The organism is Dyella sp. (genome assembly GCF_035685805.1).
Classification (GTDB): Bacteria; Pseudomonadota; Gammaproteobacteria; order Xanthomonadales; family Rhodanobacteraceae; genus Dyella_A.
Genome location: NZ_DASSAB010000013.1, coordinates 51,294 through 63,272 on the forward strand (window position 1 = coordinate 51,294; position 11,979 = coordinate 63,272).

At 66.3% G+C, this 11,979-nt stretch carries 16 protein-coding genes; 9 read left to right on the forward strand and 7 right to left on the reverse strand.

What is annotated here, in order from left to right:
• Positions 1-152 precede the first annotated feature (152 nt).
• The 9 genes from VFG40_RS02600 to VFG40_RS02640 all read left to right on the forward strand — a co-directional run bounded on the left by VFG40_RS02600 (position 153) and on the right by VFG40_RS02640 (position 5,718).
• On the forward strand, positions 153-797 hold the full coding sequence (locus tag VFG40_RS02600) for a hypothetical protein (RefSeq protein ID WP_324894587.1): 645 nt from the start codon (positions 153-155) through the stop codon (positions 795-797).
• Positions 798-1,558: 761 nt separating this feature from the next.
• Positions 1,559-1,750 carry a hypothetical protein gene (locus VFG40_RS02605; RefSeq protein WP_324894589.1) on the forward strand — a complete coding sequence of 64 codons (192 nt, stop codon included), beginning with the start codon at positions 1,559-1,561 and terminating at the stop codon, positions 1,748-1,750.
• A gap of 321 nt (positions 1,751-2,071) precedes the next feature.
• Positions 2,072-2,308 carry a YcxB family protein gene (locus tag VFG40_RS02610; RefSeq protein ID WP_324894660.1) on the forward strand — a complete coding sequence of 79 codons (237 nt, stop codon included), beginning with the start codon at positions 2,072-2,074 and terminating at the stop codon, positions 2,306-2,308.
• Between the two features lie 82 nt (positions 2,309-2,390).
• Positions 2,391-2,717 (forward strand): hypothetical protein, encoded by a 327-nt coding sequence (locus VFG40_RS02615; protein WP_324894591.1) that lies wholly within the window; start codon positions 2,391-2,393, stop codon positions 2,715-2,717.
• 69 nt (positions 2,718-2,786) lie between these two features.
• Positions 2,787-3,080 (forward strand): hypothetical protein, encoded by a 294-nt coding sequence (locus VFG40_RS02620; RefSeq protein ID WP_324894593.1) that lies wholly within the window; start codon positions 2,787-2,789, stop codon positions 3,078-3,080.
• Positions 3,081-3,421: 341 nt separating this feature from the next.
• Positions 3,422-3,811 carry a hypothetical protein gene (locus VFG40_RS02625; protein WP_324894595.1) on the forward strand — a complete coding sequence of 130 codons (390 nt, stop codon included), beginning with the start codon at positions 3,422-3,424 and terminating at the stop codon, positions 3,809-3,811.
• A 371-nt stretch (positions 3,812-4,182) separates the two neighbouring features.
• Positions 4,183-4,656 carry a metallophosphoesterase family protein gene (locus VFG40_RS02630; RefSeq protein WP_324894597.1) on the forward strand — a complete coding sequence of 158 codons (474 nt, stop codon included), beginning with the start codon at positions 4,183-4,185 and terminating at the stop codon, positions 4,654-4,656.
• 67 nt (positions 4,657-4,723) lie between these two features.
• On the forward strand, positions 4,724-5,137 hold the full coding sequence (locus VFG40_RS02635) for a DUF4259 domain-containing protein (RefSeq protein ID WP_324894599.1): 414 nt from the start codon (positions 4,724-4,726) through the stop codon (positions 5,135-5,137).
• Between the two features lie 182 nt (positions 5,138-5,319).
• On the forward strand, positions 5,320-5,718 hold the full coding sequence (locus tag VFG40_RS02640; protein WP_324894601.1) for a hypothetical protein: 399 nt from the start codon (positions 5,320-5,322) through the stop codon (positions 5,716-5,718).
• Positions 5,719-5,823: 105 nt separating this feature from the next.
• Here the strand turns inward: VFG40_RS02640 and VFG40_RS02645 are convergent, their stop codons facing one another.
• From VFG40_RS02645 to VFG40_RS02675, 7 genes are all read right to left on the reverse strand, one after another.
• Complete coding sequence (locus VFG40_RS02645; RefSeq protein ID WP_324894603.1) at positions 5,824-6,309, reverse strand: chemotaxis protein CheW; 486 nt, start codon at positions 6,307-6,309, stop codon at positions 5,824-5,826.
• Complete coding sequence (gene motD / locus VFG40_RS02650; RefSeq protein ID WP_324894605.1) at positions 6,306-7,313, reverse strand: flagellar motor protein MotD; 1,008 nt, start codon at positions 7,311-7,313, stop codon at positions 6,306-6,308. Before motD ends, VFG40_RS02645 begins: the two co-directional genes overlap by 4 nt.
• A complete protein-coding gene (locus VFG40_RS02655) occupies positions 7,310-8,050 on the reverse strand; it encodes a flagellar motor protein (RefSeq protein ID WP_324894608.1) in 741 nt (246 codons plus the stop codon). The genes motD and VFG40_RS02655 overlap by 4 nt, the downstream gene beginning before the upstream one ends.
• Positions 8,050-10,032 (reverse strand): chemotaxis protein CheA, encoded by a 1,983-nt coding sequence (locus VFG40_RS02660; protein WP_324894610.1) that lies wholly within the window; start codon positions 10,030-10,032, stop codon positions 8,050-8,052. Before VFG40_RS02660 ends, VFG40_RS02655 begins: the two co-directional genes overlap by 1 nt.
• A 93-nt stretch (positions 10,033-10,125) precedes the next feature.
• Positions 10,126-10,770, reverse strand: coding sequence for a protein phosphatase CheZ (locus VFG40_RS02665; protein WP_324894612.1), 645 nt, complete (start codon positions 10,768-10,770; stop codon positions 10,126-10,128).
• Positions 10,767-11,174, reverse strand: coding sequence for a chemotaxis response regulator CheY (gene cheY, locus VFG40_RS02670; protein ID WP_324894614.1), 408 nt, complete (start codon positions 11,172-11,174; stop codon positions 10,767-10,769). Before cheY ends, VFG40_RS02665 begins: the two co-directional genes overlap by 4 nt.
• A gap of 70 nt (positions 11,175-11,244) precedes the next feature.
• A complete protein-coding gene (locus VFG40_RS02675) occupies positions 11,245-11,979 on the reverse strand; it encodes an RNA polymerase sigma factor FliA (protein WP_324894616.1) in 735 nt (244 codons plus the stop codon).

Sequence of the window (11,979 nt, forward strand, 5' to 3'; positions counted from 1 at the left end):
TCGTCTCAAGGTGCGTTGCTACAGGAGCACTATGGTCAGTAGCCTAACCTCTCATTCAAGGCGGACGCGCGTACCGCGCGCCGCTTAACTCCAGCGTTAGGTGCTTCTGACCTCGGCGTATCTGAAAAGGCAGCTAGACTTTGGAATCGACCATGACATCGCAGCTCATGCTTTACGTGACTTCGATCCTAGCCATTCTTCTCGGCATCACCTGTGCGGAGGGAGCGCGTGCAAAGCAGATGACGCAAGCTGAGGGGGAAAAGAGTTCGGCTTGTACTGCAACATCGATAGCTGCTGGTCAACCTTGGATTCTTGAGTACAGCTTTGGTGGTGGAATCATGCCGGGAACTGGGACGATTATTCTCTTGTTGTCCAGTAACGGCAAAGCCGTAGTGACGGTCGAGCAGCACAAGAAAAAGCCAACCACCAAAACCGTAACTATTCCTCAAGCCGAGATGAAACGGGTCGCCAAAACGCTCGCGAAATGGCCTCCGGAATGCATTCATACCGTCCTTAGGAAAGGCTATATTGCTTATGACTTTGGGCGCTATTCGATCAAATTTAACAGCGGGTCATCATCTTCCACTACACTGTTCGATGAGTGTCACGCTGTCGATAATGTGGATGGTTTCCAAGCCATCTACGACTCTATACAGAGCCTCGCACCGTACGTGGGTAAGGAAATCACTTGGTCGTCTGGTGCTTCGACGAGCGTAAAAGGGGATATGTGCGCTCCGAAAAGCGAAGCACCTAACCAATCGTCCAAGCGGACGCGCGAAACGCCGCGCGCCGCTTAACTCAAGCGTTAGGCCCCAATGGGTAAGTTCCGGCAGCTCCTAATCGTGCAAGCCACGGCGCTAGCCGCTCTAGCCCTATTCGCGGCCGCGATGGCAGCGGTGGCAGCATCGGACTCTGCTACGAACTCGGCCGCCATTCTCGGCCCAGGCTCTGCTGCCTGGGTCACGTTCGCCTATACCTGCATCCTTGGCCTCATGCCGGTGGTGCTGTTCGGGGCACCAAGTTACTGGCTGCTGCTTCAAAAGGGTCTGGCCCGCTGGAACTACGCGCTTGCCATAGGCGCAGGGCCGGCATTGATATTCCTATTGGCAGACCTCAACCTTGCCTTCTGGGCCCTCGTTGCTGGGAGCATCGTGGCGTTGCTAACGCACGCGCTATGTCGCAGGTTGGGGCCTAACAATTCGTCCAAGCCGACGCCGCTTCGCGGCGCGGCTTAACTCCAGCGTTAGCGCCCATGATGAGACATATCTACTTCCTCATGCTCATACCCTTCGCAGCTGCGGCTAGTGACCACTATTCGACGAGTGCTGGGCCTCAGGTGGTGCTTCGGACCTACGCTCGTGTGGCGCATCTGTCGCCACTTGGCCCATCGGACGAAGACGCGTTGCGGGTGTGGACGCGTGACTCCATGCTCGGGCAAGTCCACGGGTACATCATTACCAAGACTGCCGCAAAATCATGCAGCGCTTCTTCCAGCTACCCGGAGGGTTCGATCACTGTGGGGCGCGTCAGATGCAGTCCATCTCCCGGGTCGGCGGCAGTGGACAAGGCTATCCGCGCGCTGCCGTCGTTCAGCCGTGAAGAATGGAATTGTCCCGCATTTGATGGCGGCGTGGTGTTTATTGAGGGCGTACGTCAGCACAAGTATTTCGCGGTCCGGGTTGGGAACCCGCAGGTTTGCGATGACCCTGAATCGAAGGCTATCGTTGAGCTTCTCGACAAGCTGGGATGATTACCGATGTGCGCTAACAATTCGTTTGATGCAGACAGCCACGCCGCCGCTCAACTCCAGCGTTAGCCAATGCATCGCACAATACTCCGTTACGACAAACCACTTCTCCACCAGGCCGTCCGCGGCTTTTGGTGGCGCGTCGTCGGCTTTCGTTTTTTTGTGGCGTTTGCACTAGTCGCCTGTGGACTCATCGTCTCCATTCGTGGAGGCGACACATCATGGTATGTGGGTGTTTTGGGTAGCCTGCTGTTTTTCGGCATCTTTTTCGCTGCAGCGTTGTACGTTGTCCACTACCGCCACGCTATTCTTAAGTTAAGAGCCATGGGCGCCCCTCATGCCACGCTCGAAGCCTCGGAGAGCTCGCTATCACTTTCTTCAGGTGCCGGGACTGCTTCGCTTCCATGGTCTGCGGTCACAGAGGTGTGGCAGTTCAAAACTTGCTGGCTGCTTGTGCTTTCCAAGTCTCAGTTTGTGACTCTTCCGCTTGCGTGCTTGCCACCAGAGTTGGCGGCATTCGTGTTAGCCCGCGTACAAGCCTCCGGCGGCAAAGTTGGCTAACAACAGGCGGACGCTTTCTGCGCCGCTTGGCTCCAGCGTCAGCCTGAAGAGGCGAAGTCCCAAGTGGCGGCCTCGCAGTCCAATGATCGCCCAAGCAGACGGCACGTCGCCGCCGCTCGATCCCTTCGTCAGACCCAGGAACTTCAACCATGCACGCCACGCTGGAAGACTGGAACAACGGATGGCACGGCTTGCGCCTCGGGCTCAAACGGAAATCGAGCGGCTGATCCAGCTGCTCCAGCGCCTGCAGACCGATCCGGAGCAACGCTTCCACATGTCCTCTGATTACGCTGCCTCGTCTGGCGTCGGTGACATCGAGGTGTCGGTGGCAGGCGCCGAGGACCCTGATAACCTCTGGCTCGGCGGCACCTTCGCACCTGGCGCGAAGGTGCCGCCGGCGACGGGTTGACCCATCGTGCAAGCCGGCGCCGTCTTGAAAAGCGGCCCGAATCAGATAGCTGACAACAAGGAGATGTGCATGAAGAGCAGCGGATGGAACCGGCTACTGATTGCTTTGTCAGGCGCCTGGATCGTGTGGAGCGGCTTCAACATTCTCGCTCACTACCCAGCGGTAACACCGCAGTTCGCTTCATTACCGACACCGAACATTTTTTTCGATGTGGTTGCGACGGGGCACAATGACCAACCGTTTCACGTGGTCACACACTATCTGGCCATCGTCGGTTACGCGTGCCTTCCACTGGCTGTTCTGTGGCTCTTCGCGGCCGTCGCTCGCTGGATAGCGCGCGGCTTTCGCAAAAATGACGCCTGACCACGCGTCCGTGGCGGCTGGATCCGCCGCCGCTCCACCGCGGCGCCAAGGTCATTGAACAAGCTGCCCGCACCATCGGCGTTGTTGCCCGCTCGCCTTGGGAGCTTTTCTTTTCACCCCACGGAACGGGCTACGCCGGTGCGCTTGCACGGCTCGCGATGGCGGCAAACGCTTTTGCAGTTGCGGTCGCCATCCTGGCTGGTTGCGCAACAGGCTGCGTTGCCTCCCTATTCCACCCTTTCGCTGCTCCCCGAACCTCGACAAGTGTCCAGGCCTTCGCAGGCTCAACGCTTCGTTCCAGGCGCCGGCTACGCCGTCGCTCTCCTTCCGCGCTGGTGCTCATGCTGAATCTATTTCGCTTCTTGATTGTCTTGGGAGCCGCGCTCGTTGCGGCCACGGCCGTGTTGCCGTTCGACCACCCATTGAACGTGGACGTGCCTCTTGGCAGCGCGCCGCCCGCCTGGATGCTCGGGTTGCCATGCCTGCTCGTGGCGGCCGTCGCCGCTGTGCCGGCGCTGATCGGATTGTTCCGTTTTCGCAGGTGGGGGCGCGTGATCGGCTTGGTGGCCTGCGGCGCTGTGGTACTCGGCACCGTGGTTCTTCTGCGCTCGCCGATCGCCGCGGCAGCAGGAGCCACATTCACTGCCATGCTGTGCGTGGGAACCGCCGCCTGGTGCTGTGGCGTCTGCCTGACGTTTCATCCTTCCATCGCCGCAAGGTTCCAGGCGTGAGCGCCGAGCGGAAGCAGCATGGCTCGCGGCGCTCGTCATGGCAGCTGCGAAGGTGCAGCGAGGGCGCTCGCGATCGGCACGCCCATGCCGCTCCGACGCATCGGTGGTTGCTACCACCGCGTCTTCCTGGGATGGGTGGCTGAACTCGTTACAAGAGGTCGTGCCGAGTGGCGCGCTTCCGGCACTGCCGCCGCGGCCAGCCATGCGAACCTGATCGGATACGGTGCATTGACCGCATGAGCGGTACTTTTCGCTGCTTCCTGCGACGGGTTTTTCCGCCATGCCCGCCGTGCCGATGCCTGATCATGCGCCGGACCCGGACGACGCAGCCGCCACGGGGCCAGCACCGGGCGCCTCAGAGGACCACGCCATTGCTTCGTGTAGGAGTCATCTCGGACACCCATGGGCTGCTTCGCCCTGAAGCGCTGGCGTTTCTGCGCGGTTGTGACCACATCATTCACGGCGGCGATATCGGCAACGGCGGCATCCTCGAAAAGCTGGCCGAGATCGCGCCGGTCACGGCGGTGCGTGGCAACAATGACAAGGATGCCTGGGCGAAAGCCCTGCCCGAGACGGCGCTTTTCCGGATCGGCGACGTCCTCGTCTACGCCATCCACGACCTCAAGCAGATCGATATCGAGCCGGCCGCCGCAGGCGTGCAGGTGGTGGTGTCGGGGCACACGCACAAACCGCTCGTGCAAAAGGTTGCCGGGGTTCTCTACGTGAACCCCGGCAGTTCCGGGCCACGGCGTTTCAAGCTGCCGATTGCGGTGGCCGAAGTCCGCGTGTCGGGCCGCTCGGTATCTGCCAGCATCGTCGAGTTGGGCGGGCAAGGCGCTGCCTGAGGTTTCAGCGAGAGCGCGGCGGCCGGCCGATTCGCGCCGCGCATGTCGATCAACCAGAGGAATGTGCATGGGCGCCTGGGGAACCGCAGTATTCGAGGATGACACCGCACTCGACTTCATGGACGAGCAGCTCGTCCCTGCGACCGATCCCCGCCGGGTGATGCGGGAGGCCTTCGAGGCAGCGCTTGCGGCAGAATATGTCGACTATGAGGCGGGACACGCCGTGCTCGTGTCGGCCGCCGCCATGCAGGCGCTTTTCCGCGGTGCACCGCTGCACGACGACGAGCCGGACGCGTGGGCGGCATGGCGCCGTGCGAATGCCCGGCTCGATGTGTCGAACCTGGGACCGCTGGCGGGCAAAGCCTGCCTAAAGGTTGCCGGGCCGGCGAGTGAGCTGCATGAACTGTGGGCGGAGAACGAGGCGCTGTTCCCGGCGTGGAGAGCGGGCGTTGAAACGCTGGCGTCAGCGGTGGCTGGATGAAACTCCGCCAGCCGATGCCGCGCGGGTGGCCTGCGCTGGCTCGGGCGATCGCCTCGCCACCGGGGCCGCATCACGGCGTCGTCCGTGGCTGCCCATCGCGATCAGCGGCAGCTTCCGGCCTCAATGCCTCCCTTCATGCCATGCCGGTCGTGGCCGTCGCGGCACCCCGGATGGAGTAACCCATGGACACCGTCAAGGCCGGGGCGGGCTACTTTCTGTGGGTGTTCGGCGCCGGCTTCGCGCTCGCGTGCGTGCGGATTCCGTTTCTCGTGCCGAGCTTCGGCATGCGAGTCGCCGAGTTGCTCGAGGCGCCGGTGATGCTGGCCGTCATCGCCTGGGCGTCGTACCGACTGGTTCGGCAGCACCGTGGCTGGTCGCGGGCGCGATGGCTGGGCGCCGGGCTTGTTGCACTGGCGTGCCTGGTGGCAGCGGAGTTGGCGCTGGCCTATGGGCTGGACGGCCGGTCGCCGGGGCAGTACATCGCCTCGCGTGACCCGGTTTCCGGCGGCGTGTACCTGGCCTCGCTGGTGGTGTTCGCAGTGGCGCCGACGCTTTGGAGCGGCCGACGGCGGCACGACTGAGCCCTCATCCGATTGCGGGGAGCGCACGACCGGGACATCCAACACGGGTTCGAACAAGCACTGCGTGCACGCCATGGCGATGGCAGGCCGGCGACGGTTGCCGGCTCAGTCTGCCCCGGGCAGGCGACACAGGCGCGGAACGTCGAGCAGCGCGGCAAAGCCCTGCGCCACCGACACCACGCCGAGCACCGGCTCGTCCGGACGTGCGGCGCGACCGGGCGGGGCGGGCGCGATGTCGGCAGGCGCGGGATGGATGAGGTCGCCGATGGCATCCACCCGCAGGCCGACCTGCTGACCGGCCAGGCTGAGGATCACCACGCGCACCTGGGCCGGATCGGCTCCGGCGCGGTCGTCCAGGCCGAGCCGCCGACGGCCGTCCATCACCGGCACGATCTGGCCGCGCAGGTGGCGGATGCCGAGCAGGTCGTGCGCCGCGCCGGGCACCGGGGTGAGTTCGCTGTCGCGCAGTACCTCGCCAACCTGGGCCAGCGGCGCGGCATAGAGCTGGCCGGCCAGCTGGAAAGACAGCCACGACTGCTCGGTGGCCTCGATGACCGGAGCGGCGCGGCGGGATGAAAGGCTGGAGGTCATGGCACGGGCTCTTGGGCGGATACGTGGGGCACGCCAGCGAGCCCGCGCGCGGCGCGTGCGGGCTCGGTCGGCGACGCCGCTGCCATCAATTTGTCGGCGAGGGCGGGAGCCACCGCGGGCGGCTCCTGGCCAGCGGGCAGACCGCTCGACAGCGGCGCGGCGGCCGCCGGCACCTGCGCCTGGGCGGCCGGATCGAGCTGGCCGGGATCGCGGGTGAATCGGCTCGGCGCATCGCGATCGCTGAGCACCACCACCAGCACGCGCCGGTTGCGGTTGCGCCCCTCTTCGGTGGTGTTGTCGGCGATCGGGCGGACCTCGCCCCAGCCCATGATGCCGAGCCGTTCCGGGCTTACCCCGTGGGTGGAGAACAGCCGCGCCACGCTGGCGGCGCGAGCGGCGGAAAGTTCCCAATTGGACGGATAGACGGCCGTATTGATCGGCTTGTTGTCGGTATAGCCTTCCACCCGCAACGGGTTGGGAAACGGCGCGAGGATCTCGCCGAGATTGTTCAGCACGTCCTGCGCCGGCGTGGCGATGCGCGCCACGCCGCTGGAAAACAGGATGTCGGTGCGGATCTCGATCTCCAGCCAGCTCGGCGTGCGCCGGATCACCACCAGCTTCTTGTCGATCAGCGGCTGCAGCGCCTGCTCCACCCGCTGCTGGATGCTGTTGAGGTTTTTCTGCTCGCGCGTGGGCGCGGAGGCGGCGGCCGAACCGGGCAGCGCGATCGGCGTGAGCGCCGAGCCGTGGCCGTTGGTCTGCGGGTCGATTGCAGGCGCGGCGCTGGGCGGTGCATCGGGCGCCAGCGGCGCCGGCGCGATCACCCGGCTGGTGCCGTGGAACGCTTCCATCATGGACTGCGAGAGCACGCGGTACTTGCCCTCGTTCACCGCGGACATGGCGTACATCACCACGAAGAAGGCCAGCAGCAGGGTGATCAGATCGCCGTAGGGAATTGCCCAGCGCTCGTGGTTGACGTGCTCTTCCTGGCGCTTGCGCCTCATGGCAGGTAGCCCTGCAGCTTGCTCTCGATCTGCCGCGGGTTGTCGCCGGCGGCAATCGACACGAGCCCCTCGATGAGGATCTCGCGCATCTCGCTCTGCTTGTGGATCAGGCTCTTCAGGCGCGCCGCGATCGGCAGCATCAGCAGGTTGGCCAGGCCGATGCCGTAGATGGTGGCAACGAACGCGGCGGCGATGCCATGGCCGAGCTTGCTGGGGTCGGCTAGGTTCTGCATCACCGCCATCAGCCCCATCACGGCGCCGATGATGCCCAGCGTGGGCGAGTAGGTGCCGGCGTTCTCGAACACCTTGGCCGCATCCAGGTCGCTCTGCTCGCGCGTACCCAGCTCCACGTCGAGCACGCTGCGGATGGCATCGGGCTCGCCGCCGTCGATCAGCAGCTGCAGGCCCTTGCGGGTAAAGCTGTCGCGCTGCTCGTCGAGCTGCGGCTCCAGGCCGAGCAGGCCCTGGCGACGGCTGATCTCGCTCCAGCCGATGATCTGCCGGATCAGCCCCTGCGGCTCGTGCCGCTGCGGCCGGTACACCTGCGGCAGGATCTGCCCCGCGCGGCGCAGCACCTTGCCCGAGGTCTGCACCATCAGCGCGGCGAGCGTGCCGGCGAACACGATCAGGAAGGCGGCCGGGTTCCAAAGCGACTCCAGGCTGGAGCCCTTGAGGATGGTGCCCAGCACGATCACCAGGAAGGCCAGCACCGTACCGATGAGGCTGACCAGATCCATCAGGCACTCATCCGCAGGGCCGGCAGCAGCTCGCCGCTGTCGTCGGCGAGCCCTGCCAGGTCGACCACCAGCGCCAGTCGGCCGTCACCGGTGACGGTGGCGCCGGCCACGCCGACCACGCCGCGGAACAGGTGGCCCAACGGCTTGACCATGACGTCCTCGCGCCCCAGCACCTCGTGCACCAGGCAGCCGATGCGCAGGTGGCCGATGTGCAGCACCACCACGTGGCGGCCCGCGCCGTCGGCCACGCCGGCCCAGCCGGCGAGGTCGCCAAGCACCAGCGCGCGGCCGCGGTGGGACGCGACCATGCGGCCGTCGAGCAGGCTGTCCTGCCCCGGGCGCAGTTCGAATACTTCGTCGACATTGCTCAGCGGCAGCGCCAGCAGGCGATCACCCACGCGCACCATCAGCACGCGCAGGATCGCCAGCGTCAGCGGCACGGCCAGCTCCAGCGTGCTGCCGTGGCCGAGCCGCGAGTGCACGCGCAGCGTGCCGCCCAGCTCGGTGATGCGGGTCTTCACCACGTCCATGCCGACGCCGCGGCCGGAGATGTCCGAAACGGTGGCGGCGGTGCTGAAGCCGGCGCGGAAGATCAGCTCGTAGCACTCGTTTTCGGTCAGCCGCGCGGCCTGGGCCTCGTCGATGACGCCCTTCTCCACCGCCTTGCGCCGGAGCACGTTGGCGTCCATGCCGCGGCCGTCGTCGCTGACGGTGATGACGATGCGCTCGCCGCGCTGGCTCGCCGTGAGGCGCACGGTGCCGCGGCGCGACTTGCCGGCGCGCTCGCGGTCGTCCGGCCCTTCCAGGCCGTGGTCGAGCGCGTTGCGGATGAGGTGGACCATGGGGTCGGCCAGAGCCTCGACCAGGCTGCGGTCCAGGTCGGTGCCCTCGCCTTCGGTGACCAGGTCCACGTCCTTGCCGAGCTGGCGCGCCAGATCGCGCACGATGCGCGGGAAGCGCTGGAACAGCCGGCCGACCGGCTGCATGCGCATGCCGAGCACGGCGTTCTGCAGGTCGTCGGCAACGCGGTTGAGTTCGTCGACGGTGGAGCACAGGGTGTCGTCGCCGTTGCGCGAGGCCAGCGTGAGCAGCCGGTTGCGCAACAGCAGCAGTTCGCCGGCCTGGTTGACCAGGGTGTCGAGCCGGGCGGTGTCCACGCGCACGCTGGTTTCCGCCGCGGCGGCAGCCTTGGCCGGGGCCGCGGCTGGCGCTGGCGCGGGTGTCGCGGCCGGGACCGGTGCGACAGCCGGTGCCGGCGCCGCGGCCTGGCCGGGGGTGCCGCCCTTGCCGTGCAGGTTGTCCAGCAGCGCTTCGAATTCGTCGTCGTTGATGACGCCATCGGCCGGCGCCGGCGCGGCCGCCACCGGGCCGGGCGCGCCGGTGCCGTGCAGTTGATCGAGCAGCGCCTCGAACTCGTCATCGCCGATGGCACCGCCAGCCGCCGGGGCGGCCACCGCTGCGGGCGCCACGGTGCCTGGCGCGGCGTTGCCGTAGAGCGAATCGAGCAGTGCCTCGAACTCGCTGTCGTCGATGGGCGCGCCGTCGGCTGCGGCCGGCGGCGGTGCCACCGGCGCTACCGGGGCCGGTGCGGCGGCACCCTTCTTCGGCGGCGTGAGGCGCTGCAGCAGGGTCGCTGGCGGCATCTCCATCGGCCCGTTGGACGCCAGCGCCGACATCATCGCCTGCAGCCGGTCGAGCGCCTCGAGCAGCGCGTCCATCCGCGCCGCGTCGATCAGCAGCGCGCCGCTGCGCGCTTCGTTGAGCAGGTCCTCGGCGTGATGGCACAGCTGCACCATCGGTTCGACCGCCAGGAATCCGGCGCCGCCCTTGACGGTGTGGAAGGCGCGGAACACCGCGTTGAGCAGCTCGCCGTCCTGCGGCGAGGATTCCAGCTCGACCAGCTGCTCGCCCAGCCGCTCGACCAGTTCGCCGGCCTCGACCAGGAAGTCGTCGCGCAGTTCGGCGTCGAAGGACGGATCCATCTCAGCTCCCCACGCGCAGCGGCGCGCCCGCCGCGCGGGTGCGGGCGGGCGAACGGTGGACGGGCGGCGGCGGGGTTACCGTCATGCCCGAGCTCAGAATCCGAACTCGCTCAGCAGGCGATCGGCCTCGTCCTGGCTGTTCACCTTCTCCACCGCCTCGACCGGTTCGCGGCCGGACAGGGCGCCGGTGAGGCGCACCAGCTCGAGCATCGAGGACTCCACCGAGCCGATGAAATTGACCACCTTCTTGATGCGCTGGCCGGACAGGTCCTGCCAGCTCTGCGCCATCACCATGTCGTTGAGGCCGGCGGTGCAGCTGTCGGCGAATGCGCTGGCCTGGCGCGCCAGCACGGCGGCGGGGTCGGAGGCGGCATTGGTGAAGGCGAGCACTTCGCCGGCGTTGGCGGCCAGCGACTCGGCCTCCGGGCGCATGCGCTCGGCGAAGTCGATGGTGCGATGGGCCGCCTGCGAACTCATCTCCAGCACGTCCTGCAGGTGCTTGCGGGCGTCGGTGACGCTGTCGGGATAGCCGTCCTGCACCAGCTCGCCACCGAGGCGGCGCACGGCGTCGTGCAGGTCGCGGGCGAGCACGCCGAGCGAGCGGAACAGCTTCTGCTCGCGCTGGCGCACCAGCGTGTCGAGCGCGTGCTCGAAGGCCGGGCCGTCCGGGCTGTTGAGCAGGTCGTGCAGTTCGTTGGGCAGCGCTTCGCCGCCCAGGGGTGCGAGTGCGGCGTTCATGCGGCGGCTCCCGCGGCAGCGAGCCGCTCGAAGATCTTGGTGAGCTTTTCCTGCAGCGTGGCGGCGGTGAACGGCTTGACGATGTAGCCGTTCACGCCGGCCTGGGCCGCGGCGATGATCTGGTCGCGGTTGTTCTCGGCGGTGACCATCAGCACCGGCAGGCCCTTGAGCGACGCTTCGGCACGGATCGCACGCAACAGGTCGATGCCGGTCATGTTGGGCATGTTCCAGTCGGTCACCACCATGTCGAATGGCTGGCTCTTGAGCATCACCATGGCGTTGGCGCCGTCGTCGGCCTCCTGGATGAGCGCGCCGGAGAAGCCCAGCTCGACCAGCAGGTTCCGCACGATGCGCCGCATGGTGGAAAAGTCGTCCACCACCAGGATTTTCATGTTCTTGTCCAAAACCGTCTCCACTTGCACTGAATATCGGCAGTGCGCCAGCCCGTGATGTGTTGGTGAGTTGCCGCGTGGCTCAGTTGTCGTCGCGCCAGCCGGTCATGCGCGCGCGCAGCCGGATGATGGCCTGGCCGTGGATCTGGCAGACCCGCGACTCGGTGACGCCGAGCACCGCGCCAATCTCCTTGAGGTTGAGCTCCTGCTCGTAGTACAGCGACATCACCAGCTGCTCGCGCTCGGGCAAGGTGGTGATGCCGTCGATCAATGCCTGCCGCATGCCGCTCTGTTCGATCGCCTGCTCTGGTCCCAGGCTGTTCGAATCGGCCACGTCCATCGCCGGGCTGCCGTCGCCGTCGTCCGGCGCGGTGAGGCTCAGCAGGCGGGCGCTGGCGGCATCGGCCAGCACCTGGTGGTATTCGTCCGCGCTCATGCCCAGGCGCTTCATCACTTCGGTGTCGTCGGCGTCGGAGCCGGTCTCGACCTCGATCTGGCGCACCACCTCGGCCACTTCGCGCGCCTTGCGATGCACCGAGCGCGGGGTCCAGTCGGTCTTGCGCAGTTCGTCGAGCATGGCTCCGCGGATGCGGATGCCTGCATAGGTCTCGAAGCTGGCTGCCCGATCGGTGGCGTAGTTACGCGCCGCATCGAGCAGGCCGATCATGCCGGACTGGATCAGATCGCCCACGTCGACGCTGGGCGGCAGGCGCCCCATCAGGTGATAGGCGATGCGTCGCACCAGCGGCGCGTGCGTCTTCACCAGTTCGTCGGCGCTTTGCCGTTGTAGTTGGAGATATTCGGTTGCCACACTCAT